This is a genomic window from Shewanella halotolerans (genome assembly GCF_019457535.1).
GTDB lineage: Bacteria > Pseudomonadota > Gammaproteobacteria > Enterobacterales > Shewanellaceae > Shewanella > Shewanella halotolerans.
The window spans coordinates 1,588,470-1,614,143 of sequence record NZ_CP080417.1; the positions used below are offsets into that span (position 1 = coordinate 1,588,470).

At 55.5% G+C, this 25,674-nt stretch carries 21 protein-coding genes; 8 read left to right on the forward strand and 13 right to left on the reverse strand.

Features of this window, described 5'->3' with window-relative positions; genetic code table 11:
• Positions 1 to 80: 80 nt before the first annotated feature.
• The 5 genes from K0H81_RS06900 (at position 81) to K0H81_RS06920 (ending at position 4,978) form a co-directional block, all read left to right on the forward strand.
• On the forward strand, positions 81 to 986 hold the full coding sequence (locus K0H81_RS06900) for a GGDEF domain-containing protein (protein ID WP_220060354.1): 906 nt from the start codon (positions 81 to 83) through the stop codon (positions 984 to 986).
• 232 nt (positions 987 to 1,218) lie between these two features.
• Positions 1,219 to 2,973, forward strand: a complete 1,755-nt coding sequence (locus K0H81_RS06905; protein ID WP_220060355.1) for a phospho-sugar mutase — start codon at positions 1,219 to 1,221, stop codon at positions 2,971 to 2,973.
• A gap of 182 nt (positions 2,974 to 3,155) precedes the next feature.
• Positions 3,156 to 3,575: a VOC family protein gene (locus K0H81_RS06910; protein ID WP_220060356.1), complete on the forward strand. Its 420-nt coding sequence runs from the start codon at positions 3,156 to 3,158 to the stop codon at positions 3,573 to 3,575.
• A 156-nt stretch (positions 3,576 to 3,731) separates the two neighbouring features.
• On the forward strand, positions 3,732 to 4,190 hold the full coding sequence (locus tag K0H81_RS06915) for a GyrI-like domain-containing protein (RefSeq protein ID WP_220060357.1): 459 nt from the start codon (positions 3,732 to 3,734) through the stop codon (positions 4,188 to 4,190).
• Between the two features lie 101 nt (positions 4,191 to 4,291).
• Positions 4,292 to 4,978: a helix-turn-helix transcriptional regulator gene (locus tag K0H81_RS06920; RefSeq protein ID WP_220060358.1), complete on the forward strand. Its 687-nt coding sequence runs from the start codon at positions 4,292 to 4,294 to the stop codon at positions 4,976 to 4,978.
• A 24-nt stretch (positions 4,979 to 5,002) separates the two neighbouring features.
• On the opposite strand, the gene K0H81_RS06925 is transcribed toward K0H81_RS06920, so the two are convergent.
• The 4 genes from K0H81_RS06925 to K0H81_RS06940 all read right to left on the reverse strand — a co-directional run bounded on the left by K0H81_RS06925 (position 5,003) and on the right by K0H81_RS06940 (position 7,786).
• The gene (locus tag K0H81_RS06925; RefSeq protein ID WP_220060359.1) at positions 5,003 to 5,314 is read right to left on the reverse strand and encodes an NIPSNAP family protein; all 312 of its coding nucleotides are present in this window, start codon (positions 5,312 to 5,314) and stop codon (positions 5,003 to 5,005) included.
• A gap of 278 nt (positions 5,315 to 5,592) precedes the next feature.
• Positions 5,593 to 5,895 (reverse strand): AzlD domain-containing protein, encoded by a 303-nt coding sequence (locus tag K0H81_RS06930; protein ID WP_220060806.1) that lies wholly within the window; start codon positions 5,893 to 5,895, stop codon positions 5,593 to 5,595.
• Positions 5,895 to 6,632, reverse strand: coding sequence for an AzlC family ABC transporter permease (locus tag K0H81_RS06935; RefSeq protein ID WP_220060807.1), 738 nt, complete (start codon positions 6,630 to 6,632; stop codon positions 5,895 to 5,897). The genes K0H81_RS06930 and K0H81_RS06935 overlap by 1 nt, the downstream gene beginning before the upstream one ends.
• A gap of 215 nt (positions 6,633 to 6,847) precedes the next feature.
• Positions 6,848 to 7,786 carry a helix-turn-helix transcriptional regulator gene (locus K0H81_RS06940; protein WP_258406450.1) on the reverse strand — a complete coding sequence of 313 codons (939 nt, stop codon included), beginning with the start codon at positions 7,784 to 7,786 and terminating at the stop codon, positions 6,848 to 6,850.
• Between the two features lie 302 nt (positions 7,787 to 8,088).
• On the opposite strand from K0H81_RS06940, the gene K0H81_RS06945 reads away from it, so the two are divergent.
• Entirely contained in the window at positions 8,089 to 8,550 is a 462-nt protein-coding gene (locus K0H81_RS06945) for a thiol-disulfide oxidoreductase DCC family protein (RefSeq protein ID WP_220060360.1), read from the forward strand.
• Between the two features lie 40 nt (positions 8,551 to 8,590).
• Here the strand turns inward: K0H81_RS06945 and panP are convergent, their stop codons facing one another.
• The 5 genes from panP to K0H81_RS06970 form a co-directional block, all read right to left on the reverse strand.
• Positions 8,591 to 10,231, reverse strand: coding sequence for a pyridoxal-dependent aspartate 1-decarboxylase PanP (gene panP / locus K0H81_RS06950; RefSeq protein WP_220060361.1), 1,641 nt, complete (start codon positions 10,229 to 10,231; stop codon positions 8,591 to 8,593).
• Positions 10,232 to 10,482: 251 nt separating this feature from the next.
• Positions 10,483 to 11,628 (reverse strand): glycerate kinase, encoded by a 1,146-nt coding sequence (locus tag K0H81_RS06955; RefSeq protein WP_220060362.1) that lies wholly within the window; start codon positions 11,626 to 11,628, stop codon positions 10,483 to 10,485.
• A gap of 104 nt (positions 11,629 to 11,732) precedes the next feature.
• On the reverse strand, positions 11,733 to 13,091 hold the full coding sequence (locus tag K0H81_RS06960) for a GntP family permease (RefSeq protein ID WP_220060363.1): 1,359 nt from the start codon (positions 13,089 to 13,091) through the stop codon (positions 11,733 to 11,735).
• 262 nt (positions 13,092 to 13,353) lie between these two features.
• Positions 13,354 to 14,157: a gamma-glutamyl-gamma-aminobutyrate hydrolase family protein gene (locus tag K0H81_RS06965; RefSeq protein ID WP_220060364.1), complete on the reverse strand. Its 804-nt coding sequence runs from the start codon at positions 14,155 to 14,157 to the stop codon at positions 13,354 to 13,356.
• A 799-nt stretch (positions 14,158 to 14,956) separates the two neighbouring features.
• Complete coding sequence (locus K0H81_RS06970; protein ID WP_220060365.1) at positions 14,957 to 15,859, reverse strand: LysR family transcriptional regulator; 903 nt, start codon at positions 15,857 to 15,859, stop codon at positions 14,957 to 14,959.
• 110 nt (positions 15,860 to 15,969) lie between these two features.
• Here K0H81_RS06970 and K0H81_RS06975 point away from each other — a divergent pair, with 110 nt between their 5' ends.
• Positions 15,970 to 16,941: a TDT family transporter gene (locus tag K0H81_RS06975; RefSeq protein ID WP_220060366.1), complete on the forward strand. Its 972-nt coding sequence runs from the start codon at positions 15,970 to 15,972 to the stop codon at positions 16,939 to 16,941.
• 190 nt (positions 16,942 to 17,131) lie between these two features.
• Positions 17,132 to 18,811 carry an RluA family pseudouridine synthase gene (locus tag K0H81_RS06980; protein ID WP_220060809.1) on the forward strand — a complete coding sequence of 560 codons (1,680 nt, stop codon included), beginning with the start codon at positions 17,132 to 17,134 and terminating at the stop codon, positions 18,809 to 18,811.
• Positions 18,812 to 18,909: 98 nt separating this feature from the next.
• Here the strand turns inward: K0H81_RS06980 and K0H81_RS06985 are convergent, their stop codons facing one another.
• The 4 genes from K0H81_RS06985 to K0H81_RS07000 form a co-directional block, all read right to left on the reverse strand.
• Positions 18,910 to 20,073, reverse strand: coding sequence for a sugar diacid recognition domain-containing protein (locus K0H81_RS06985; RefSeq protein ID WP_011866325.1), 1,164 nt, complete (start codon positions 20,071 to 20,073; stop codon positions 18,910 to 18,912).
• 162 nt (positions 20,074 to 20,235) lie between these two features.
• On the reverse strand, positions 20,236 to 22,335 hold the full coding sequence (locus K0H81_RS06990; protein ID WP_220060367.1) for an MtrB/PioB family decaheme-associated outer membrane protein: 2,100 nt from the start codon (positions 22,333 to 22,335) through the stop codon (positions 20,236 to 20,238).
• Between the two features lie 12 nt (positions 22,336 to 22,347).
• Entirely contained in the window at positions 22,348 to 23,337 is a 990-nt protein-coding gene (locus tag K0H81_RS06995; protein ID WP_220060368.1) for a DmsE family decaheme c-type cytochrome, read from the reverse strand.
• 81 nt (positions 23,338 to 23,418) lie between these two features.
• Positions 23,419 to 25,389, reverse strand: coding sequence for an OmcA/MtrC family decaheme c-type cytochrome (locus tag K0H81_RS07000; protein WP_220060369.1), 1,971 nt, complete (start codon positions 25,387 to 25,389; stop codon positions 23,419 to 23,421).
• Positions 25,390 to 25,674 lie beyond the last annotated feature (285 nt).

Sequence of the window (25,674 nt, forward strand, 5' to 3'; positions counted from 1 at the left end):
GATTTGTCTGGCTATTCTTGTCTATTTGGCGTCAAATAGGGTTTAATGAGAGTGAGTCAGGCTGCATTGATGGGGTGGTTATGATCGCAAATGAGCAGATGGTCGCCGTGCTTGAGGCACTGCCGGATCCGGCGTTTATTTTGTCCAGTAGCGGCAAATATGTGGCCGTCTTCGGCGGCAGCGATGCGCGCTACTATCACGATGGTCGTGGCCTCATAGGTGCCTACCTCCATGAGGTGATCAAGCCCGCCAAGGCCGCCTGGTTTCTGCAGACCATAGATAGGGCACTCTCAACCCGCCGCCTGTTGATCGAAGAGTATGAGCTGAGCAACAAGGATGTGAAGGGGCTGCCCGACGAGGGGCCGGTGGCGCCCATCTGGTTCGAGGGACGAATTCAGGCGCTGGATTTTCGCGTCGACGGCGAAGAGGTGGTGCTCTGGGTCGCCAGTAATATCTCTAAGCGCCACGAGCTGGAGTTAAGGCTCAGGGAACTGAGCGATACGGACCAGCTGACAGGCCTTTATAATCGTCGCCGTCTCGAGCGTGACTTTGCCCTGCATTTCGACAACTTCAGCGAACAGGGGATGCCAACCACCATATTGATGCTGGATATCGATAACCTGAAACAGATCAACGACACTAAGGGCCACCACAAGGGGGATGAGAACATCCTGGCCGTGGCCGAGATCTGCCGCCGCGAGTTCCGTAAGACAGACTATGCCTACCGCTTCGGTGGCGATGAGTTTGTGGTGGTTTTGCCGGGCCTGCAGCCGACCCAGGCGATGGCCATGGTCGAGGCGCTGCATCAGAGCTTCAATCACGCCTTATCTGCCCTGGCCGAAGATGAGCTACTGGCCACCATCAGCCTGGGGATGACGGGGATCAAGGCGGGTGATACCTCTTACCAGGATACTTTAAGGCGCGCCGATATGGCCCTGTATCAGGCTAAAGACCAGGGTAAGAATCAGCTGAGTTATATCCCTTAGGCTTTCGCTAAGGCGTTTTACCTCCTCTATCGACGCGCTCATTCTGGCGCTGGCGACCATCTAGGGGGAGGCCCCCTCTTTGATCGCTATTTAGCGCTTGAAACAGGTCACCTCAATTGGGGCATCCGGGTGTTTCTTCTATAGTTTATATAATGAATCTTTAATGCAAATTCACTTGTTAACCCCTTCAGGCAGACATACTGTTAAGGGAAACTGGTGCAGCGGAGGCATTATGCAAACACAGATACAGGCAAGGATAAAACATTGGTTGAGTCTCGATAGTGACGCCAAGAGTCGCACCGAGATTTTGGCCCTGGTCGATCAGGGGGCGCAGGAGGAGCTGGCGGCAAGATTCGCCGGCCGTCTCACCTTTGGTACCGCGGGCATTCGCGGCGTGGTAGGCGCAGGTCCCATGCGGATGAACCGTCTGGTGGTGCAGCAGACCTCCAAGGGGGTCGCCGAATACCTCAAGGCTCAGGTGGAAAATGCAGTGAGTCGCGGCGTTGTCATCGGCTACGATGGCCGTCACGACTCCAAGCAGTTTGCCGAGGACGCCGCCAGCGTGCTTACCGCCGCTGGCTTCAAGGTGTTCCTCACCAGCAAGGTGGCGCCGACCCCTCTGGTGGCCTTCGGCGTTCTGCATCTGGGGGCGGCGGCCGGCATAGTGGTGACCGCCAGTCACAACCCGCCGCAGTACAATGGCTATAAGGTTTACTGGGGTAATGGCGCGCAGATCATTCCGCCCCATGATACCGGCATCGCGGCGCGTATCGAGCTGGCGGCCAACTCACCGGTGGATATGTTGCCGCCGGAAACGGCGGTGGAGACAGGTAAGCTGGTGATGCTCGAGGAGGATTACTATCAGGCCTATCGTCAGGGCGTGTTAAACGCAGGCGTGCTGCAAAGCCCCGCTCGTCCCGAGTTGGTGAGCCTGGCCTACACCGCCATGCACGGGGTCGGCGCCGAGATGGCCGAGACCCTGCTGAAGGATATCGGGGTTACACAGGTCTATTCGGTCGCGGCCCAGCGTGAGCCAGACGGTGACTTTCCCACGGTGAACTTCCCCAACCCCGAAGAGGCAGGCGCCATGGATCTTGTGATGGCCGAGGCTCACAAGCATGGTGCCATGCTGGCCTGTGCCAACGATCCTGACGCCGACCGTTTCGCGGTGGCGGTGCGTAAACCCGGCGCTAGGCCAGAGATGCCCTCCACCGAGGCCTATCAGATGCTGACCGGAGATCAGGTGGGGGTCTTGCTGGGCCATTATCTGCTCTCCCACGCCAGTGATGATCAACGTTTGCTTTGCTGCACCATAGTCTCCTCCAGTCTGCTGACCCGCATCAGTGAGGCGTGTGGCGCCCAGTGCGAGACCACACTCACAGGCTTCAAGTGGCTGACCAATGTCGGCATGAGCAAACAGACTGAGGATAATCGCTTCCTGTTCGCCTACGAAGAGGCGCTCGGCTACACGGTCGGCAGCATGGTGTGGGACAAGGATGGTCTATCAGCCTTGGTTGCCTTCGTGCAGCTCACAGCTGAGCTGGCTGCCAAAGGGGAGACTCTGTGGGACAGGCTGGAGACCATCTATCGTCAATATGGCTATTATCTCAACCGTCAGGTGAGTATCGCGCTGAGCGGCGAGGCAGGTGCGCCCACCATAGGCGAGCAGCTAAGGGCGCTCAACCCCAGCGAGATTGCCGGACGGGCCCTGGTGTCTGTGGATGACATCAGCCTGGGGCTACGCCGCTTTGCCGATGGCCGTGAAGAGACGATCGACCTGCCTCGCAGTGACGTGCTTATCTATCGCCTCGAGGGCAATGCCAGGGTGATCGTACGCCCCTCGGGCACTGAGCCTAAGGTGAAGTGCTACTACGAGGTGGTCGAGCCCTTTGGCGAGCAGGAGGGGCTTGCGGATGTGCAGCGCCGCGCCGAGGCCGCGATGGCGGAATTTGTCACCCGGCATCAGGCTGGCTTGCCTAACGCCTAACGCCTAACGCCTAACGCCTAACGCCTGGCGCCTAATGCCTGGAGTCGAGTCATGGTTTGTTAACCGATTGCCAGCCTACTGACACTAGGCTGTCAGTAGGGGGGCGTTAAGCTCTTCTTACTGGTCGAGTGAGGGAGACGCTCAGGGTTGAGCGTCGCATTCGGCCAATTAAGGAGAGCAAGATGCAAGAACAGCAAGTGTTACACCAGGCACCTTTACAGCAGGCACCTTTAGTCTGGGGCGAGATCGCCGTCGAGAATATGGCGCGGGCCAAGGCCTTCTATCAGACTCAGTTCGGGGTGCGTTTTCGCGATGAGCAGATGTTTGGCATGGAGATGGCCATACTAGAGACTGAGGCGCCCCAGGCGGCCAGCATCGCCTTGGTAAAACATGATATGATGCGCCCAAGTGGAGCCGGCAGCATCCTCTATCTACACCTTAGCGATCACCTGGCCCCCCTGGTTGAAAGGTTGGAGCAAAATGATGTCGAAATCGCTTTGCCTGCCATGGCTATCAAGGAAGGGGAGTGCGGCTATAGTTGTGTCATCGTCGATAGCGAAGGCAATCGTGTCGGCCTCTGGGCACCGAGTCTGAAAGGCTAGTGGACTCATGTCCCAGCGCATTTAAAGTTCTGACTCATTAGCTACAGCTGATAGGGTAAACGCAAGCGCCGCGGCGCTTGCAAGCTATGTAATTCAAGCTATGCAAGCAATGTAAGTTACCTAGGCAATGCAAAGGATATAACAGAAGGAATTGAGATGAAGACGATAAACCTCGCCCCCAAGTCACTGGTCGGCATGAGTGTTCGTACCAACAATGGAGCCGAGTCTGAAGCGGCGACGCAAAAAATCGCCCCCCTCTGGCAGGCCTTCATGGGGCAGTATGGCGAGCAGATCTTCGGTAAGTTGCCTGTGTATGGGATCTACTATGACTATGCCAGCGACATGGATGGCGACTATAACCTGATGACGGCGGTCGAGGCGGGCACCATTGAGCATGACGACAAGTTAACGCCGCTCACCTTGGAGGGCGGTAACTACCTCTGTTTCAGCGCCACAGGAGAGATGCCCCAGGCGGTTATTTCACTCTGGCAGCAGATCTGGGCCTATTTTCAGCGCCCCGATTGCCCCTATCGTCGCCAGTATCTGACCGATTTTGAGTGCTACGCCCAGCCTGACAGCGTAGATATCTATATCGGCGTCCACGTCGAAGTTTAGATAGATATAGGTCTAGCCAAAGTCTAGTTAATTCGGGATATTAGCAAGGTCCAGTCATAGTCACCACGGGCCGTCCAAGGGGCGGCCAATTCAGGTAAGTCATGCGCCGCGCCGATCGCCTATTTCAAATCGTACAAATTCTCAGACACAGACGCATCACCACGGCCAAGCAGCTGGCGGAGCGACTCGAGGTCTCTAGCCGTACCATCTACCGGGATATTCAGGATCTCTGCCTGTCGGGGATCCCCATCGAAGGGGAGGCCGGCGTCGGCTATCTGCTGCGCCAGGAGGTGAATGTACCGCCTCTGATGTTTAACGAGCAGGAGCTGGAGGCGATACAGGTGGGCATGCGTATGGTGCAGGCCCAGGGGGGCCACGAGCTGGCCAGCGCTGCCAAGCAGGCGATGATCAAGGTCGAGGCCGTGTTGCCCGAGCGGCTTAAGGCCTATCAATCCCTGATGTTTGCCCCCGACTTTTACAGCGACGGGCAGCTGTTTTCCTTTCTCGACCTGCTGCGCAGGACGTCCAGGGAGCGAGAATATATTTTATTGAGCTATCAAGACGTGAAGCAAAGCAGTAGCGAGCGCCAGGTTCGCCCCCTCGCGCTCTATTACTGGCAAGGGGTCTGGACACTACTTGCCTGGTGCGAGCTGCGCGGTGATTTTCGTAACTTTCGGGTCGATCGCATCGTGGGCGTCTTGCCACTCGCCAGCCATTTCCCCCACACGCCGGGCCAGGAGATGCCAGACTATATCGCCATGATGCAGGCGCAGCATGGCGAGTGTTAGCGGTCTTTCCATCGGTATATAAAATTATTCCGGCAGCAGCGGGCGCATGAAGCTGCGCTCATAGCGGCGGATAAACTTGTGCTGCTTGGCGTACTCGAAGGCGGCGATACATTCTTTGTCATGCACAGAGGCCTCGCGGTATTGCTCGTAGCTGGCCAGTGACGGAAAGCTAAATAGCGCCAGGGCGACATCGTTGGCCCCCTCGCTGGGCAGGAAATAACCGTGATGTTGCCCGCCAAACTTGGCCATCAAAGGCAGCCAGAGCCTGGCATAGTGCTCAAACATATCCTGCTTATCCGGGTCGATGATGTATTTCACGTGACAGGTTACCGCCATCTTAATTTCTCCTTAGGGCCTGTTGATCTTTCAAGTTTGATTTTTGTTCAATCTAAACGCGTTTTGCGCGAGGCGACAGCAATGAAGCATAGTTACCCTATGTGAATTGCGAACAACAAAGTGCAGGGCGCATTTAGATGAACCCTTTGGGCAGCGTTTGTAGGCCATTTTTACGGCGTTATCGCCAGTTTGTGTAGAATAACTACACGACACAGGCTCTGCCTTGTAATAATTTCCTTCAAACTGCTGCAAAAACAAACAGCAAAGCTCAATAGGCCCTAATGTATGATGAAAAACAGCGCCATACTCACCAGCACGGTCAGCAGTGTGTTGCGGGTAAAATAGGCCAGTAACACGGCTACCAAGCCGCAGATGAGGTAGCTGTTATCGAATGTGAACGCCAGCTGCTGGTCGCGCACGAAGAGTATGGGAGCGGCGATGGCGGTTAGCACCGCAGGCGCCGAATACCCAAGAAACTGCAAGGTATTTTTACTCAGGCGCAGTGGCAGTTTTGGCTCGAGAAACAGATAACGACTGAGGAAGATCACCGCCGTCATGGCGAGCATAGTAAGCCAGATCATCATGCCTGCCTCCAGGATTCACCGCTGAGTTTGGCATAGAGCTGGCCGCTGGCCATGCCAGTCAAAGAGGCGATAAGCAGCCCCGCCTGCAGCTCCATCAGGGCGCACACCACACTGGCCACCATGGCGACCAGCACACACACCAGGATTGAGGGGCGTTTCACCGCTGGCACCACAATGGCGATGAAGGTAGCGGCGATGGCGAAATCCAGCCCCAAGGCGTCCAAATTCTCTATCTTATGGCCCAGGGTTATCCCCATTGCCGTGGCCAGGTTCCACCCCAGATAGAAGCTAAAGCCGCCGCCGAAGGCGAACCAGGGATCCAGGCTGCGTTGCTTCCCCAGATTGGCGATGGCAAACAGCTCGTCGGTGAGCAGAAAGCCCAGGGTGAGTCGCCACTTAAGTGGCAGTGGGCTGATCTGCGGGCGCATCGCCATGCCATAGAGCAGGTGGCGTGAGGTGATCAGCAAGGTGGTGATTAATATGCTGGCAAGGCCAATCCCCGCCTTAATCATCCCAAGCGCCACCAGCTGCGCTGCACCGGCGAAGACCAGCGCCGACATGGCCTGGCTTTGCAATGGCGTGAGCCCGGCGTCTATGGCAAAAGAACCTGCGAGTATGCCCCAGGGAACGACTGCCAGTGTCAGGGGCGAGATGGCCAGCGCTCCCTTGAGCGCCGCACGCATTGGTGATGCATTGCCTATTCTTTCGTTACCTAGGCTTTCGTTGTTGAGCATAGCGTTTTCGGTATTAGCGCTGTTTGCATCTGGGCTTCCTGCATCTGGGCTTTCGGCGGCCGAGTTGGGCAAAGGCTTTTTCGAGTCTGGTTGAGGTTCGCGTGTCATCTTAGCTGGTTTTAATTGAGGAATTATTCGACCTTACTAGAAAAGGGCGCACCTGGCTTGTACATTGTTGCGCTGTTTTTTCCTGTTTTGCCTTACCGATTGGGCTACTAGCCTCTTGGCCTACTGGCTTCGACCTCTCTGGCATACTGGCCCGGGGTGACGCCCATGGCGCGTTTAAAGTGACGATTGAGGTGACTCTGATCGTGAAAACCACAGGCCAGCGCCACCTCCAGCAGCTTGGATCCCTGGCGGATCATCTGTTTGGCCAATCGAATACGCCCCTGGATCTGGTAGGCGTGGGGTGGCAGACCATACTGGCGCTGGAACTGCTTGATCAGATAGAAGGGGCTGAGCCCCGCCAGCTTGGCCAGGGCATCGAGGGAGACATCGGCGGCCGGCATATCATCCAGAAATTGCTTTACCAGTGCCAGCTGCGCCGTGGGTCGCAGCGACTTCTCGACCGGGCGACTGGCGCCATGGCGGGACATCAGGCGTGCCAGGCTGGTGTAGATGAGGCTCTCACGCAGCAGTGCATGATCAGAGCGACTTAATGTGTCGAAGGTGAGGCGTAACAGCTCAGCCAGTGGCTTGTCGTGCACCACTGGCTCGGGAAAATAGGGCGCGTCGCCAGCCTTACCGCCTAGCTCATCATGGACCCTGGCAAACTGCTGCGGCAGGGGATACATGGCGCGATAGGACCAGCCAAAGTCTGTGGCCGAGCGGCCGTTATGCACCTCATCTGCGTTCACCAATATGATACTGTGCTGCGGCGCCGTGTGATCGCCGCCGGTGCGATAGAAACGCTGGGCGCCGGTTTCGATAACGCCCACCGTATAGCCCTCATGGCAATGGCGTGAGAAATTTTGCTGATGGTAACTGGCATCCAGTAGCTCTATGCCGCCCAGCTCCTTTGCCAGGCTGAAGTTGGCCTGCTCTTTTGTCTGCTGCTTTTCTCGGGCTTTCGTTTGGGCCTTTGCCGATTTACGGCCGAGACTTTGGGGAGCAGCGGCATGCTTGGTTGTTGACTCAGTTGCTGGTGACTTCATGGGGGTTTGGGCTATCACTTTATACTCGCGTCGAGAGGCCTATGCTCAGTGGTTAGTACTCAATAGTTCTGGTTCGTCACTGGTTTGTATCGGCTCTTAGCCATCATAGCCTAAATGAGTTGACTGTTTTTGTACAAAATTGGCCTCTGTTTGAAATCGACTAAAGCAGATTATGGCGACTTGGGTGGTACACTCAGGTGAGAGGCGAGCGCAAAGGCTTTCCAAGCGCCGAGAGCTGATAGCTTGGGAAGCGAGTCGAGAGCCGAGAACGTTGTGAGTCGAAAGTCGAGAAAACGGCAAAAATGAAGAGTCAGCGAATTAACAATCAACCCACTAACATTGAAAACAGGGCCGAGCAGGGCGACTCCTTTCCCTTAGTGATCTTCGATGGCAGCTGTAACCTGTGCCACGGCGCGGTGCGTTTCATCGTCAGGTGCGACAGGCGTCAGCATTTCAAATTCGCCTCGATTCAGAGCGAGACGGCCCAGCGGCTGTTGGCAGATCGCGGTATAAACGTGGACCTTGAGGATCTCAGCAGCTTCTATCTGCTCGATGAGCAGGGCGTGTTAGCCCAGAGCGAGGCGGCGCTGGCGGTGGCAAGTCAACTCGATGGCCTCTGGCCCCTGTTAAAGGTATTGAAAGTACTGCCCAGGGGCCTGCGAGACTGGAGTTATCGCCATGTAGCCAATCGGCGTTATCGCCTCTTTGGCCGCAGAGCCTGCGCCCTGCCATCTAAGGTAGACAGGGGCCGATTTATCGAGTGAGCGTGCTCGATTGCACTTTCTAGATTGAGCTGTTGAAAAACTAGAGGGCCAGCAGCTTAGGTAGGAAGCGGTCGTCTAGCTTGGCTATGTCGCGCTGCTCATCCAATACCTGCTGCAAGATCTCATTGCTGGTCAATGGGTTGGCCAGTACCACGCGGAACACCACAGAGGTCTGATCCAGGTTATTGGCCGGAATGATGCGGGTACGGGAGACGAAGGATTTTCCCTGCTCGCGTTGGCGCTTCTGAATAAACTTGGTCAGGCCGTCCAGCAGTGTGTTGATCTCGCTCACCCTGGCCGCGTCACCGGCTGCGACCGCCTCGGTGAGCAGCGCCTGCACCTTGGCGGGCACATAGCGGTAGGTCAGTAGGCAGAGCTCAGGCCTGGAGACCAGCTGAAAATCGTCCTGGGCGGCAATCAGCTCACCGAAGTAACGCGCCTTCTCCAGGCTGTTGTTAATTAAGATCTCGTAGCCGTCGCGGCCGATGATCTGTAAGCAGGCATGCACCAGCATGGCCATGCCGGGGCGCGAGCCCTCCAGCGTCTGACTACCCAGATCTTTAGAGCCCTTACGCAGAATATATTCGGCGTGGTGTTTGATGGCGTTGGCAAATTCCGGGTCTTTAAACAGCACCATGCCTGCGCCCATGGGCACGTACATCTGCTTGTGGGCATCGATAGTGACTGAGTCGGCGCGCTCTATGCCGGCTAACAGCTGGCGATACTTGTTCGACAGCAGGCTGGCGCCACCCCAGGCGGCGTCCACATGGAAATGACAACCCAGCTGCTCGGCGAGATCAGCAAGCTCATCGAGCGGGTCTATGTTACCTGTCTCCGTGGTGCCGGCCACGCCGACAATCGCCATTACTTTGATGTTCTGCTTGGCTAACTGCTCGGCCGCCTCGCGCATCTTGGCCACATCTACCTTGTTGTCGCTGGCACAGGGCACGCTGATGATGTTGTCGCGGCCTATGCCTAGGAGATCCGCGGCCTTGCCGAGGGAGTAGTGACCTCGAGTTGATACCAGAATGGCCAGATCGTCATAGCCGTAGTGGCGCAGTGCCCCCATCAATCCAGATTGGGCCACGCCCTTGAAGTCGCCATCCGGCTTTAGCAGGCGGTTACGGGCGATCCACAGCGCCGTGATGTTGGCGACCGTGCCGCCGGAGCAGAAGGCGCCCAGTGAGTGACTGGCGCTGTGCATCCAGCTCTGGTAGAACTCTTCTGTCTGGCCATAGACCATGTGGTGCATCATCCCCAGCACCTGGCGCTCCAGCGGCGTGAAGGCCTTGGAGGTCTCTATCTTCACCAGGTTTTGGTTGAGCCCCACCATCATCTTCGACAGCGGCAGCACGAAATAGGGCAGGGCCGAGGTCATATGACCTATGAAGCTGGGAGCCGAGGTGTGCACGCTGTGGGCGATCAGGGTCTGCATCATCTGCTCGGCATAGTCGGAGACGAAGCTGGGGGCTGTAGGGATCTGGTAGGCCTGGAAATCTTTTTCTATTTCGGTCAGTGGCTTCTCGACCGCGACTATGCTCTCTTTGAGGAATCCCATCAGGTTTTCCGACAGGTTTTTTTCTATCTTACCCAGGGTCGAATTCGGTGCCTCGGGCAGAGTAAAAATACGCATCAAGGCCTCTTCAGAGGCGGTCGCTTGTCGTGTCTGTTTTGATGTCATCGAGGCGCGTCGCTTAACTTGTGTCTGTTTTGAAATAGAAAAAACAGGCGATCGAAAAAGGGAGCTAACTTTACTGTAAGCTTTATACCGCATCAAGGGGAAAAGTGAAATGGCTGGCGGGTGACTGGCTTATCAGAGACCAGCCTTGAGCCGAAATGAAAGCCGTTAGCCGAAATGAAAGCCGTTAGCTGATAATCAAAAGCCCTGAGCCAAGGTGGCGTCAGGGCATTTAGGTTAAATCAGAGTGGCGGCTAACGTCCCAGACGATAGAGGCGGGCGATATTAACCGCGCAGCTATAGAGGTTATAACGGGCGCCGGCCAGCACCTCCTCCAGCGGCAAGGCCCTAGGCGTCACGGAAAACAGGGCGTCTATGCCGTGGTCCAGCAGCACATTGGCGTCCTCGCTGACGCAGCCGGCGATGGCGATAACTGGAATTCCCTGTTTATTGGCCTCGCGTGTGACCCCCATGGGGGTCTTGCCATGCAGTGTCTGGCTGTCGAGGCGGCCTTCGCCCGTGATGACAAGATCCGCCCCCTTGAGATGTTCGCTCAGCCTGACCGTTTCCATGACAATATCTATGCCGGGTCTTAGCTTGGCGCCCAGATAGGCCATCATGGCAAAGCCCATACCGCCCGCGGCGCCCGCCCCCGGCATGTCGCGGCACTCATTGAGGCCAGCAGAGCCGGTGATATCGGCGAAGTGACTAAGGGCCTTGTCTAATCTGGCGACCATGATCTCATCTGCGCCTTTTTGCGGTCCGAAGATGGCCGAGGCCCCCTTGTCGCCACACAGTGGATTATCTACATCGCAGGCGACCTCAATTTCTACCTGGGCAAGCCGTGGATGCAGCTCGCCTATATCGACACTGGCCAGGTGCTCAAGCGCGGCGCCGCCGGGCCTTAGGGGCTTACCGTCATTGTCCAGCAGGTGCGCGCCCAGGGCTTGTAGCATGCCGGCGCCGCCGTCGTTGGTGGCACTGCCACCAAGGCCGAGGATCAGATGGGTGACGCCGCTGTTGAGGGCATGACAGATAAGCTCGCCCGTGCCATAGCTGGTGGTGACTAAAGGGTCACGTAAGAGACTCGGCACATGGTGCAGCCCAGAGGCCGAGGCCATCTCAATCACCGCGGTGCGCTGCCCGTGCGTCTCCTGACCCAACAGGCCATAGTGGGCATCCACCTGACTACCCAGGGGGCCGGTGACCTTAAGCTCGACTAATTTGCCGCCGGTGGCATCCACCATAGATTGCACCGTGCCTTCGCCGCCGTCGGCGACCGGCAGCTTGATACATTCGGCGTCGGGAAGCACCTCACAAAACCCCCGGGCTATCTCGGTGGCGACTTCCATGGCGCTCAAACTTTCTTTATATGAATCGGGCGCGATGACTATTTTCATGCAGGCTTCCTGTGTGAAGAGGGGTGAATAGATTACAAAATCTGAAAAAATCAGCTTGGTTGTCCGGCGCCCAGGCTTAGGCCAATGGCGCCGGCTTGTTTAGCTTAGAGTAGGACGAGACTCAGCAGGTAGACAAGGATCATGGCGGTGACACCCTGGATAAGGGTCGCCATGGTTTGCGCCTTGTAGGCCTGCTTCACGCTCATGCGGCTAAACTGAGTCACCACCCAGAAGAAGCTGTCGTTGGCGTGGGAGACTGTCATGGCGCCGGCACCTATGGCCATCACTGTCAGCACGCGGCCCATGTCGCTGGCAAGGCCGATATCGCCCAGCATAGGGGCTACCAGGGCCGAAGTGGCCACCAGGGCTACGGTCGATGAGCCCTGGGCCGATTTTAGCGCCGCGGCGACGATAAATGGCATGAAGATGCCTATGCCTAGAGCCGAGAGTGAGCTACCGAGGAAGTTACCTATCTCGGTTGCCTTGAGCACGGCGCCGAAGGCACCGCCGGCACCCGTGATCAACAGGATAGGCGCGGCCACCACTAAGCCGTGGCTGATGCGATCGCTAAACTCTTTGATCTTATCCTGACTCTTGAGCAGGCTCAGCGATAGGAACAGGCCTATCATCAGGGCGTTTACCGGTTGACCCAGGAAGGCTAGGGTATCGAACAGGGCGCCATCACCCAGTGGTTGTGAGGGGAACTTGGCAATCGAGCCTAGGCAGATAAGCAAAATAGGCACGAAGATAGGGGCAAACGCCTTGGCCGGGCTAGGTAGCTCGCCGTAGGCAGCCTTGAGTTGCTCGAAATCTTCTACATTGCTTTTCAGCTCTTCGGCGCCTTCACCGTCGGGCTCGACATGAGCGAAGCGGTTGGCCCATAACATGCCAGCCAGCGCGGCGACGGCCGCGACGAAGATGCCCACGCCTATGACCAGACCCAGATTAGACTCCAGCCCCAGGTTACCCGCGGCGGCAATCGGGCCGGGCGTTGGCGGCACGAAGGTGTGGGTAGCATACAGGCCGGTAGCCAGGGCGACGCTCATGGAGACGCTGGAGACCTTCATGCGGTTGGCCATCGATTGTTTGAGCGAGTTAAGGATCACGAAACCCGAGTCACAAAATACCGGGATGGAGACCAGGTATCCTATGATCGACATGGTCAGGGTCGGGAAGCGTTTTCCCAGCAGCTTAATCACCACGTCGGCCATGGTGATGGCCGCGCCGCTCTTCTCCAATATGGTACCTATGATGGTACCCAGCACGATAACCAGGCCGATATAGCCTAAGATACCGCCGAATCCGGAGGTGATGGTTTTTGCCACATCGGCGCTGGGTAGCCCGTAGGCAAAGGCGGCGATGAAAGAGGCGAGAATGAGGGTTAGGAAGGGGTGAAGCTTAAATTTGGATGTCGCGATAACGATGAAGGCTATCACGGCGATCAAGATCAGTACTAGGCTCATAGGGTGTCCCTGTATTGGGTTATATTTGTTGGCTATATTTGTTGGTTTGATCTAGCGATGACCCGTTAACTCGCTCCTAGCGCGGGAGCAAAGGGTTTTCAGGCTGGCACTATTATCCGGAGAATCGGACAATCTGGCTTCGTGCCAGCTTCCTAATATTTAACTTATGTGCAACCGATATTTGTGCTTTTGCCCAAATATCGGTTGGGGGAGAGGAATAAAGTCGGTCTAGATCACAAAATGACTGACAAGGCGTGTTCGATTAGGCGGTTAATTTAGCGTCGTTGGCCGATTGCCAGCTGACCTCGCCGCGACAGGCGCTGCCGAAGGCCTGGAACAGCTTGACCGAATCCGGGTTGTCATTAGCCTGCCACTCGGGGTGCCACTGGACGCCGAGGATAAACTGACCATAGTCCGGGCCGTGGATCGCCTCGATCAGGCCATCTTCGCCATAGGCTAAGGCCTCTAGCCCCTTACCTAGGGTACAGATCCCCTGGCCGTGGAGGGAGTTGACCATGGTTTTATCGCCAATCAGCTTGGCCAGCCAACTGCCGGGCACCGTCTTGATGGCGTGTCTTGGGCCATATTGCACATGGTTTGGGGTCTGTGGATCTTCACGATGATCATCGAAACCAGGCTCGCTATAGACTTTCTGATACAGGGTGCCACCCAGTGCGATATTGAGCTCCTGCATGCCACGGCAGATCCCTAAGATAGGTAACTTACGCTTGAGGGCGCCAGCTATGATGGCCAGATCGACTGTGTCGCGATTCACATCTTGGCTTTTTTCCGGGGTGAGGTTTTCCTGACCATAGAGGCTGGGGTCGATATTGGAGCCCGCGCCTGAGAGGTAGACGCCATCGACCATATCCAGGTAGCGGTCTACATCCTCTGTGCCGAAACAGGTGGGCATCAGCAGCGGGATGGCCCCGGCGATCTCCACAATCGGCTGCATATATTTGTGGGTCATCACCTGGTAGGGATGCTGGTTCCTGTCTTGCTGACCCATGGTCATCAAGATAATTGGTTTGGATTTCTTAGCACTTGTAGTCTGTGTTATTGGCATAGATCACCCGTTTGGTCGATTTGTATGTCACCCGATGCGTGACGTCTGTGTAGCCTGGTGAGGCCGCTACAGGCCTTAGCTATCGCTTTTTTAAGGATAGCAAAATGTGGTAAAGCACATTTGTTGACCACCAGTCTGCCAATTGGTGTTCATTATGTCAAACGTGGCGGATGTAATTAATTACATTTTGATGCTGGTAGGAGGAGAGGGCGAAATCCCTGATTTCATTCTCAGGTTGTGTTTGATTTACTTGGCGTTGCTTGCTTCGGGGAATTTTAAATGTTTGCGTCTACCTGGATTGTTCTTTGGAGGGGGATTTAAGGTCAATACCAACGACCTTGATAGACATGTTCATTACTCCTGCTCTGACTGTACTTAATGTTTGGTACAGCGACGGGCTTTGTTTCCTAAATCGTGAGTAGAGTTGGATCTTTGCTCATACCTCAAGACTTAATCTCTAGTCACAATAAATTTCGTTAAATCGAAGAGGCGTTGGAGCTATTGTGTAAGCACGATTTTGGCCCTCGGCGACAGGACGTCGCCGTGGAGCGTATAGGGATATATCCACAGCGTGCCAAAATAGTGTTTGCACGATCCCCGCCGGGCAGGCGTTGGGTGGCCATGAAGGTGCGACCTTCAAGAGCCTTCCACAGAACCATGTCGTTAGAAGCTACAACAAAATAACCCTGATAGACGCGACCATCATAATTCCCAGTCGCTGATCATAGCCTGACAACAAGCCGACTTAGATCAAAACAATCTCCCCAATAACCCCTTAGTATTGGTGTTAAATATTACCCTATAGCTGATGTTCCCGTTCCCAGTCATGACAGAAGGCGATAAAGGTTTTCAGCAGCGGGCTTAAGTACTTCTCCTTGTGAACCAGTAACCAGAAGCGGCGCTTCATGTTTAGCGGCAGGCTAAGCACCTTTACTCGTCCGTCGCGGATTGCCGGTTCGGCGGACAGACGTGACAGGCAGGCGAGGCCAAGTCCTGCCGAGACCGAGTTGATCAGGGCCTCTGTGTTGTTGAGCTGAAAGGCTTCATGCCATTGCTCCAGCCTTGGGGCGATGACCCGCAGGAAAAATTCCCGGGAGCCTGAGCCGGCCTCGCGCAGGATCCAGTGACTCGCCTCGAGTTGATGCAAGGGGATGTCGCTATCTGTGGGCAGAGGATGATCTGGCGGGCAGATCACGCACATTTCATCTGAGCTGAAGGGGGTCGCGTCGAGCTCAGAGTGCTGGATCTTACCCTCGATCAGCGCAATATCCAGCTCGTAGGCGATCAGCATGTCGCAGATCTGCGTCGAGTTAGAGATAAACAGGCTCTGCAACTCGTGCTGGGTATGACGGCGAAAGTCACTCAGCAGATAGGGGGCCACCTGATTGCCCAGGGTGTCGCTGGCACCGATACGCAGCTGACCCGAGAGTGACTGTTCATCGTTAAACAGCTGCTCGATATCGCCGGCTCTGTGTAGGAGCTCATCGGCCAGAGGCTGCAACTTGTGTCCCTCCTGATTGAGGATGAGACGGTTGTTCACCCGGTCAAACAGGTGGTGGCCGAGCTGCTTTTCCAGCTCCGACAGTGCCATACTTACCGCCGCCTTGGAGAGAAACAGGCTGTCGGCCGCGGCGGTTAGGGTCTTGTGTTGGGTGAGTGTGCTAAAGACTTTGAGTTGCTTGAGCGAGATGTGGCTGGCCATAGAAGGAGGTTGTTTAGTTATTCTGAACGTTAGTTATAAATAATTAGATATAACAAAACAAAAGGCAAGCGTATTATTGCTTCACAGCAAGAAACTTGATTGAGATTGTGATGATTCATAAAACGAAAAAGGCAGTAATGGGCGTTCCTACACCTATGGCCGGCTTGGCACTGGGCATTGCAAGCCTGGGTTGGTGTTGGGAAAACTTTACTGAGCTTAATGGCTATGGCCAGTGGGCTGGCGCCGCGATCGCTAGTGTGTTGTTAGTCGTCTTGAGCGTTAAATTTTTCTTTCATAACCATCTTTTAAGGCAAGATCTCGCCCACCCGGTCGTCGGCAGCGTGGTGCCTACCTTCGCGATGGCGACTATGGTGGTGTCTAACTCATTGGGGCAACTCTTTCCGGTTGCGGGCGACGCCCTGTGGTTGGCGGCTGTGGCGCTGCATATCGTCTTCCTGGTGAGCTTTATCTATCACAGGGCGAAGGATTTTGAGCTGCACCACATGGTGCCCAGCTGGTTTGTGCCTCCTGTGGGCATTGTGGTTGCGGATGTATCCTTCTCCGGCAATCCAGCCCTTGCAGCCATAGCACAAAGCACTCTGGTCTTTGGTATGCTGGCCTATGCGGTGATGCTGCCCATGATGATCTATCGCCTCATGTTCACCCATGAGGTGCCCGATGCGGCCAAGCCTACGTTGGCGATTCTGGCGGCGCCGGCCAGCCTGTCTCTGGCTGGCTATCTAACGGTGACAGTGACGCCATCGCCGGTGATCATCGCCCTGTTATTTGGTATCGCGGTGTTGATGACGGCCATTATCTACCTGGCGTTTTATAAGCTCCTCAGGCTGCCCTTTAGCCCCGGCTATGCGGCGTTTACCTTCCCCATGGTGATAGGCAGCACGGCACTGTTTAAGATGGCCAACTGGATGGTAGTAGAGGGGATAGAAGCTGAGTATGTGCAGCAGGTGCGAGACCTCGCGGCGCTGGAGTTGATGGTTGCGACAGTTGTGGTGGTCTATGTTGCGCTGCGTTACATCAACAGCCTCCTGATACAGCCGCGCCTAGTGTCACGGACGGCCTAGTGTCACGAATAGCCTAGTGTTAAGGATAGGCTAGTGTTACGGATAGGCTAGTATCGCGTCCTTATGACGTAAATTATTACGTCAGCCCCATGACTTCACCGGCGTGAGCGCGTAAAATCCCCGCTTTCAGCAAGGGCCCTAATGCCAAATGGGCCCGCTTATCGCCTATTTACTCAAGATGTCAGACGCCATGTACTGTGCCCAGCAATGTTTTACCCCCTTTAGCGCCTTAATTGAGGGCATAGCGCTGCCTGAGCGGTTTACCTTTCCCTTTTATTATGAGCCCCACATACTGTGTGAGCTGGCGGCCAGCGAGCTGCAAGCACACCTAAAGCAGCAACAGAGTTGGCAACATAACTTTGGCCTGACGGGGCAGCGTGAAGGCGCCATAGGTAAGATGTTTGGCGTGCTAGTGGTGCAAAAAGCTGATGGTGAGCTTGGCTATCTCAAGGCGTTTTCCGGTAAGTTAGCCGAGCAGAATCTACTGCCGGGCTTCGTACCGCCGGTGTTCGACATGCTGACCCAGGACAGCTTCTTTCACGGCGAGCAGCAGGCCATCAATCAGTTAACTACTGAGCTTGAATCGTTGCAGCAGGCGCCAGAACTTGCATCGCTTAGTGATGAGCTAAATGAATTAAACGCTGGTAAAGCTGCGGCGGTGACCGATCTGCGGGCAGAGATCATCGAGAACCGTAAGGCACGTAAGGCCAGACGTGTGGCCGGTGAGCGGCTAGATGCCCAGGCTTTCGAGGCGTTGCAGCAACAACTTGGCCGCGAGAGCGTGGCCGAGAAGCACAGACTCAGACAGTTAAATGAGCAGTGGGATAGCCAGATCGCCGAACGCGAGCATCGCCTTAGCGCACTGCAAGATGAGATTGAGGCGTTAAAGCTGCAGCGGGCCAGTCAGTCCAACGCGCTGCAACGCAAGCTGTTCGCCCAGTATCGCTTCTTGAATCAGGCGGGGGAGGTCAAAGATCTCAACACCCTATTTAGCCTATCGCCAAAAGGATTACCTCCTGCAGGCGCAGGAGAGTGCGCCGCGCCTAAGCTGTTGCAGTTCGCCTTCGCCAACGGCCTCAAGCCCATCGCTATGGCGGAGTTCTGGTGGGGGGCGTCGCCCAAGTCGGAGGTGAAGCAGCATAAGCAGTTCTATGGTGCCTGTCACGGCAAGTGTGAGCCGATTTTGGCCCATATGCTGAGTGGCATAGCGCTGGATGACAACCCGCTGCTGAACAATCCCGCCGAGGGCAAAGATCTCTCCATCCTCTATCAGGATGAGGCGATCGCCGTGGTCAACAAACCGGCGGAGTTTCTCTCCGTGCCGGGCAAGCACGTAACCGACAGCGTCTATAGCCGTATGCGGCAGGCTTTTCCCAAGGCAACCGGGCCGCTGATTGTCCACCGCTTGGATATGTCCACCTCAGGCCTTATGGTGATCGCCCTGAGTAGCGAGGCCAATACCGCTCTGGTGCAGCAGTTTATCGGCCGTACCGTGGAGAAGCGTTATCTGGCCAGGGTAGCGGGTGAGGTGCAGGGGGAAGAGGGCGAGATCAAGCTGCCGCTGCGGGTGGATCTCGACGACAGGCCGCGTCAGCTGGTGTGTTTCGAGCACGGAAAACATGCCCATACCTATTGGCAGGTAAAATCCAGAGGTGAGGGGACGACCTTGCTGTCACTGTATCCTAAGACGGGACGTACCCATCAGCTCAGGGTGCACTGTGCACACCAGGATGGCCTGGGTATGCCTATCATAGGTGATGACCTCTATGGGGCTAAGGCCAACCGCCTGCATCTGCACGCCCAGTATCTGGCCTTTAACCATCCCATCAGTGGCGAGCGAATCAGCTTTAGCTGCGATCCCGATTTCTAGGCCTGTCTAACTTAGGCCTGACTAACTATGGCCTGTCTAACTATGGCCTGTCTAGCTTAGGCCTAGCTTAGCCTAGGCCAGTTTGCCACGGTCATCACTTAACCTTGGTCCTGACCGCGGCTTAGCAGCACCTGACCCAGGTAGAGCTGCAGCAGGCCGTCGAGTTTTTGAATATCCACCTTAGTGATCTGGGCTATTTTATCCAGGCGATACCTCAGGGTGTTACGGTGGATAAACAGCGCCTTGGCGCAGGCCTGCTGGTCGCCGAAATGGCCCAGATAGCTGGCCAGTGTCTTGCGCAGCAGGGCGTTTTTGTCCCTGTCGATGAGGCGCTGAAACGGCCTCAGCAGCTGCTCGCCGCGCCAGTCATGTTTTAGCCCAGAGAGCATCACCAGCAGGGCATGATCTTCATACAGGTACTTGCTCTGCTCTGGGTGTAGCTGCTGGCCAAAATTAAGGGTTTCCAGCGCCGTCTGATAGGAACGGTTGATATCCATGGTGGCGGGAAAGTAGTGGCCCAGGGAAATCTTCAATCTGGCGTTTAGTTCACTGGGCAGACGCTTGAGCAGACGGTCGATACGCAGGCTCTCGGCCTCGGCGCTCCAGGCCTTGCCATCGAGGAAGGCGGGTTTGAGGATCACCAGCTCTGTCATAGAGGTCATGGCGATCAGGTTGCCGCGGGACGGCGTCTCTAACAGGTGCAGCACCGTCTTGAGCTGGGAGTTGGCCAGCTCGTCGCCGGCGTCGTCGCTGATACGCAGCACGGCTGCGACCCTTGGCATCTCGAGATCGATATCCAGACGCTGGGCCCAGATCTTCAGGTGATTGAGGTCCCGTCCCTCGGGCTTTATCAGCTGCAGAATAAACTCCTCCTGCTGACGGGCGCGCCACTGAGCCACATCCAGTGAGTTGGCCTGCTCGACGATCATCTCGGCGGTCATCTTCAATAGCTCACCGAAGGCCTTGAGGTGTTCGGGTTCTCCTGTGATGCCGATGACGCCTATGATCTCACCCTGATAGTGCAGCGGCAGGTTGATGCCGGGCTTGACCCCCTGCAAGCTGGCGGCGCTGGCGCTGTTAAGTTCGACGGTGCGGTTCTGACTGATGGCCAGCAGGGCCCCCTCGTGGGTGGAGCCGATGCGGTGGGGCTCGCCCGAGCCGAGGATCACCCCCTGGCTGTTCATCACATTGATGTTGTGTCCTATGATCGCCATGGTGCGATCCACTATCTGCTGGGCGAGTTGATTATCGAGAAAGTACAAGGCGCTGGGTCATCTTGAAGGTGGTGTGTTGAGCTTAAGGCAAAAGCCCGACGGGAAAAAGCCTGGGAGGCTGTTTTTGCGAGATGGCAATCATCGATAGCGCATAAAAAACCCGCGACGGGCGCGGGTTTTTAAAGCTAATTAGCTATGAGTGGATGGCAATTACAGCTTGTAGCTCATGCTCAGCATGATCAGGTGAGCGTTGTAGTCATGGCTGTTGTAGCCAAAGCCGACCACATTCCAGATCCCGTCTGGCGCTATGCTGTTACCTGGGTCATTGTCCTTGTATTTCTCCATCTTGTAGTCAAGACGCAGTGCCATATTGTCGGTGGCCTGGTATTGACCGTAGACATTGACGTTATGGACCTTGGCATAGTAATCACCATAGTTGCCGCTGAGACCCTGTTTTACCTGGGTGTTGCTGCTCGAATCTGAGTAGGTGTAGTCCACGCCCAGGCGCAGTTTCTTCTCTAACAGATTGTTGTAGCTGAACCCGGCGCCGATCACATCGACCTGATCTTCCACCAGACCAAACCAGTTAGGCGTGCTGTAGTTGCTGCTGCCTGCCTGCTCTGAGTCTATGTTTTGACGATTGTAGAAGGCGTTCACCATCATGTCGTCGTTGATCAGGTAGCTGGCGTTGATGTCGTAGCTAACATCTTTCGACTCGGTCAGACCTACCTGGGTGTCGTTGTAGTCATCCAGGGCATAACGGCCACCGAAGTCTATGGTCAGGGCATCGATTGGCGTGTGGCTGATACGTGCCTCAACCATGGTGCGCTGACGATCCGCCAGATTGTACTTGCGCAGCAGGCTGTTAGACTCGCTCGAAGTCCACTCTGAGGCCTGATATTCGGAGCCATCACGCTCGCCATAGCTGCCCTTGATCCACATATCCCAGTTGTCGAACGCGCTGAGGTGGAACTTGGTCCATAGCGTGTTCTCATCTGTGGTTTCGCGGTCCTGGTAGCTACGCTCGTCACGGCGGAAGTCGTAACCCGCTTCCAGCTTCATGCCACGGCTCAGACGGAAATCGGCGCCCAACTTAGCCCTTTGTGTCGTGAAGTCATAAGGGGTATTGTAGGCCACCTTGCCTGTGGTGGAGTTGATGCTGATCTGGGTCCACTCTTCCACATTGGTCTTGTTATCGCGGTCGCTATAGTCATAGCTGGCGTTAACGCGAACCGTGCGGTTGATGCGGGACACCACCTTGAGGTTAGCGCCCTTCATGTCGACCTTGGCATCCAGTGCGTCCACAGGTGTCTGGTAACCATAACCTGAGGTAACCAGCGCCTGATCCTGGCTCATCTGACCGTAATGCACGCGGCCGCTCATGATGGTGCTGCCCGCCGTATATTGGCCCATCAGCGAGACTGTGTGTGCCTCGTTGTCTGGGTCTAAGGCCATGGTGCCCTGAGTCTGGGCGCCGAAGGTCGGATTAAAGGCGTTGTCGAAGGTGAGCTGGCTGTACTCATTCTTAAAGCTCGAGCCTGAGTAGGCCAGGGCGGTAAACCAGGTGTCGCCTTTAAGCTTGATACCCGCCTCAACTGTGTCTGTGGTGTAGTCCACAGGCTCTGCCAGCATCATAGACTGGTTGAAGAAGCTGCCCGATGCCTGCTTGAGGCCGGTCTTATCTTCACGCTGGTAATTGACGTAGGTGCTCCACAGCTCTTCACCCTGATACTCGAAACCGATGCCGGCGCGCTTGCGCTTGAGCGACAGCTCCAGTGGGTTGAGGCTGCTGTATAGCTCGCTCATATCCTGGCTCGAACCCGCCGTCTGCCAGTTGTCTGGCAGGGTCAGGTGGTCGCCGCCCACGCCTTGATAAGGGCTCATTGCCTTATCAGTCTTGTAGGTGGCTATCTGACGGTAGTTGAGGCTCAGCTTGTGCTGACCTACCTTGCCAGACTCGAGATCAAGGCGGCCGTTTTCCATGCCGAGGTTTTGCGCCTCTATACTGGCACGGTAGCCAGATTCGCTGATGTAGCTCACATCGGCGTCCACCTTGCCTACAAATTCATTTTCGGCGGCAAAGGCGTTGGCTGAGCGGATGTCGTCGCTGTCGTTGTAACCGACGCCGGCACCGATAGTGCCACTGACGCCTGTCTCAATCTTACAACGCTTACAGTCCCACTTGTCGAACTTCACCTTTTCTGTGTTGGCGTTTTGAATGCCATAGCCGTCGGCCAGCGCCATGCCGGGAATGACGATACCGGCATTAGCGATAAGGGCGAGGGTGACTACATTGAGTTTGAATTTCATCTTCTCGTCTCCTTAGCGCTGGAACAGTTTGCCAGATGGATGGTTAGAACCATGGATCTGGTTGTGACAGTTCAGACAGCTGCGACCACCGGTAAAGGCATTGCCACCCACGGTAGAACCTTGGTCAGTGTTGCCCATGTAAGCATTGCTGGCATGGCCATCGCTAGCGTGGCACTGCTGACAAAGTTGCGGGGCGCGGGTCTTCAACATGCCCTCGTTAACACTGCCGTGCGGGTTGTGACAGGTAACGCAGTTTTCAGTTACGGGCGCATGTTCCCATAGCTTTGGGCCGCGTTTTTCTGCGTGGCACGAATAGCAGGTTTCGTTAACGCTGGGCTTGACCAGGTCCGAGTCCGACAGGGTACCGTGTGGATTGTGGCAATCGCTACAGACCATCTGCGCCCACTTCATTGGGTGAGAAGAACGCTTGTTCATGTCGGATTTTTGCTTGGTGTGACAGCTGGTACAGACTTCCATCTCTGTGTTCTTAGAGAGCACAGGATCTTTATCTGTGTGCACCGAATGACAAGAGGCACAGGCTACATCAGCGTTGTCATGGTGACCGCCGTTCCAAGCCATGCGCTTGTCATCTTTGTGACAGCTCATACAGACGCTGTTTTGCTTCTCGGCAGACAGGGTAGAGTCTGGACCGAAGGCGATCATCGGCTCGTTACCGCCGCGGTTATGCTTACCCATGGGGCCGTGGCAGGCTTCACATTGCAGGCCGGCCATCGGGCTCTTGCTCGAGTCGGCAGCGCCGTGTACGCCCTTGAACAGGTCCATGACCTTTTCAGACTTGCCGTGACACATGAGACAAGAGTCGGCGCCCTTAGGCGAGTATTGGCCTTCGGCGAACTTCTTGTCCAGGGTGGCTTCCACCTCGTCCGGGGTCATCTTGGCATCCCACTTAGACGCCACCGCGCCCTGGCTTATGCCCAGCGACAGCAGTGCAACTGCCATCACCGCCGGAAACAGGCTTTTGAATTGATTTGTGATTTTCATAATAGGCATCCTAATTTGCACAAATGAGTCGTGAAAAGTGGGGGAGGAGACTCCCCCGGTTTTCAATTTGAGATGCGCAAATTACATCTTCACAGCAGTGTGATCTTCGATAACAGGTGCGTGGCAGAAGAAACAAGTTTCTAGCTGCGCCGCATCGTTAGCGACATCTTTAGCACCATTGATGATGGCACCTTGGCTTTCGGCGTGGGCCTTGACGCTATCGCTGGTGTGACATGAAGTACAAGTCGCCGCGATAGGCGTGCTGTACTGGCCAGCAGCTGTTGCCAGGGCACCCTTAGCCTTGAAGGCGTCCAGGTTGAAGTCGTTGTGACACTGGGCACAATCTTTGATGATGCCTTGCTCGCCGTGTACTACGTGCAGTTTCATCTCCAGGGCACCCTTATTCGCGCCGCCAGCGTATGTGCCGTCAGGCGTGTGACAGGCCACACAAGCATCGACACCTATGATAGGCATGTCGTTAGCGTCTTTGGTGTGAGACAGCTGCTCAGACATGACGAAACCTGCATGGTGGCTACCCTTGTGCACTTCAAACTCTTTGGTGTGGCAAGATGCACAGGCAGTGAAGTTCACTGAGTCGACGTGACGCATGCTTGGCGCCTTGTCTGCCAGTGCGGCGAAGGCCAGGTCGGCTTTCATGCCGGTGTACTTGTCGGTGTCGCTACCGTCGAAGGCAGGATCGTCACAGTTGACGAACTCACCCTTGTCTGAGCACATTGCCCAGCCAACGAAGGTAAAGGCGGTCTCGCTGTCGATACCGTTGGCACCTAGCTTAAGATCTTTGCTAGTGGTGTAAACCAGCTTGCCATCTTCCACTAGCGCCTTGGCATCGACCACGCCATTTTTCACGGCGTTGATAGAGTCTTTACCGCTATAACCTAGGGTCACATTGTTAGGACCTACGTTAGTCACGATCTCGACGCGCTGTACCATAGGCAGAATGGTGTTGATATCAACGGCTGCGCCGCTGGCATCGACCACTTGAACACTGATGGTGGCAGCAGTGCCTTCGGTGTTGATGGTTGACTCAACATTCAGGCCGTATTGATCGATAAGGGCTTTCTTATCGTTGCCAGCTTGAGTATGCAGCTCGGCAGTCCAGCTCGCGTTATGACAGGCAACACAGTTGCTGTTGTCGTTTTGCTGAGAGTGGCCTTTACCCGCCTCGAAGTCGATGTTGACGTGACAGCTGGTACAGGTTTCCATGGTTGGAATACGTGACCAGTTGCCCCACTCGGTGAGCTCGTCAGACTGAACGTGACAGGCTTGGCAGTTGTCCTGGACAATGTGGTGCGCAGTCTCGGCGCTCTTGTCCATGTTGCGGCCATACATCTTAGCGTCGTTGTGGACGTTGTGGATCAGATGGTTAAAGGCAACTTGTGGCTTACCTTTCTCATCGGCCATCTCTTGGGTGTGGCAAGATACACAGGTCTCTACGCTGGTGTAGCTGTGGTAGATCTTCTGTCCTTCGGCGTGACAGCTGTTACAGCTGGCGGTTGAGACCACATTCTTGGTGTAGAGTGGCTCATAACCTTCACCAGAGAAGTCTTCGGCGATCTCGGTTTGCGGCACCAGGGTGACGCCGTCGAGCAGTGTCGAGGCCTTGGCGACGATATTGTATCTTTGGGTCAGCTCTGGGTTGTAGCCTTCCACTTCGATGGTAAAGGTGTAGTTACCATTCTTGTGGTCGGTGAAGGCTTTTTGTGAACCGATATATTGCCATTCGGCGGCATTACCTGCACCGCTCGCGCCTTGTGGCAGCAGTTGAACCACTTTTTTCACTTCAAGGTCTTTCAGACCGATAACGGGAAGATCTTCCTCGTTGGTCGCAAAGACTGTGATTGTGGGTGTGCCGTTGTCGTATTCAACCTTGGTGACATCAAGGTGAAGTACTTCAATGGCATCGGCCGCTGGGCCACCTGGGTTGCCCGGATTACCATCACTACCGTCGCTGCCACCACAACCAGTGAGAGCCATGGAGACGGCACCTGCTGCGAGTAGCAGCTTAAATTTATTGTGTTGTACGTTCATCATTTTTTTCCCTGCATAGGTTTGGCATCGTCTTAAGTGCATGGCCTGTTAACAGCGCCGATTCTCGTTTATAAGTTGTGCGACCTAAGTCAATGCTGGAAATAGAAATCCCCAAGGAAATGCTAACGTAACAGACGGCTAAAATCTGCCTGACTGAGTCTAATGTGTGACCGAGATCTTTCTATTTCTAAAGGGGTAGCCCGGCGTGCGAAGAATGGGGTGGCTTGGGGGAAAAAATGTTGCAAAATGAAACAGTTTTGCGATTTTTGTTCTTATTTTAGCGTTCAC

Bases quoted from the DNA above. Each gene is read 5' to 3' on its own strand.
- K0H81_RS06925 (WP_220060359.1), bottom strand. From the start codon at position 5,314: ATGGCGGTAACCTGTCACGTGAAATACATCATCGACCCGGATAAGCAG.
- K0H81_RS06910 (WP_220060356.1), top strand. From the start codon at position 3,156: ATGCAAGAACAGCAAGTGTTACACCAGGCACCTTTACAGCAGGCACCT.
- K0H81_RS06935 (WP_220060807.1), bottom strand. From the start codon at position 6,632: ATGCTCAACAACGAAAGCCTAGGTAACGAAAGAATAGGCAATGCATCA.
- K0H81_RS07000 (WP_220060369.1), bottom strand. From the start codon at position 25,389: ATGATGAACGTACAACACAATAAATTTAAGCTGCTACTCGCAGCAGGT.
- K0H81_RS06900 (WP_220060354.1), top strand. From the start codon at position 81: ATGATCGCAAATGAGCAGATGGTCGCCGTGCTTGAGGCACTGCCGGAT.
- K0H81_RS06970 (WP_220060365.1), bottom strand. From the start codon at position 15,859: ATGGCCAGCCACATCTCGCTCAAGCAACTCAAAGTCTTTAGCACACTC.
- K0H81_RS06955 (WP_220060362.1), bottom strand. From the start codon at position 11,628: ATGAAAATAGTCATCGCGCCCGATTCATATAAAGAAAGTTTGAGCGCC.
- K0H81_RS06915 (WP_220060357.1), top strand. From the start codon at position 3,732: ATGAAGACGATAAACCTCGCCCCCAAGTCACTGGTCGGCATGAGTGTT.
- K0H81_RS06995 (WP_220060368.1), bottom strand. From the start codon at position 23,337: ATGAAAATCACAAATCAATTCAAAAGCCTGTTTCCGGCGGTGATGGCA.
- K0H81_RS06945 (WP_220060360.1), top strand. From the start codon at position 8,089: ATGAAGAGTCAGCGAATTAACAATCAACCCACTAACATTGAAAACAGG.
- K0H81_RS06980 (WP_220060809.1), top strand. From the start codon at position 17,132: ATGTACTGTGCCCAGCAATGTTTTACCCCCTTTAGCGCCTTAATTGAG.
- K0H81_RS06990 (WP_220060367.1), bottom strand. From the start codon at position 22,335: ATGAAATTCAAACTCAATGTAGTCACCCTCGCCCTTATCGCTAATGCC.
- K0H81_RS06960 (WP_220060363.1), bottom strand. From the start codon at position 13,091: ATGAGCCTAGTACTGATCTTGATCGCCGTGATAGCCTTCATCGTTATC.
- K0H81_RS06920 (WP_220060358.1), top strand. From the start codon at position 4,292: ATGCGCCGCGCCGATCGCCTATTTCAAATCGTACAAATTCTCAGACAC.
- K0H81_RS06905 (WP_220060355.1), top strand. From the start codon at position 1,219: ATGCAAACACAGATACAGGCAAGGATAAAACATTGGTTGAGTCTCGAT.
- K0H81_RS06940 (WP_258406450.1), bottom strand. From the start codon at position 7,786: ATGAAGTCACCAGCAACTGAGTCAACAACCAAGCATGCCGCTGCTCCC.
- K0H81_RS06965 (WP_220060364.1), bottom strand. From the start codon at position 14,157: ATGCCAATAACACAGACTACAAGTGCTAAGAAATCCAAACCAATTATC.
- K0H81_RS06930 (WP_220060806.1), bottom strand. From the start codon at position 5,895: ATGATCTGGCTTACTATGCTCGCCATGACGGCGGTGATCTTCCTCAGT.
- panP (WP_220060361.1), bottom strand. From the start codon at position 10,231: ATGACATCAAAACAGACACGACAAGCGACCGCCTCTGAAGAGGCCTTG.
- K0H81_RS06975 (WP_220060366.1), top strand. From the start codon at position 15,970: ATGATTCATAAAACGAAAAAGGCAGTAATGGGCGTTCCTACACCTATG.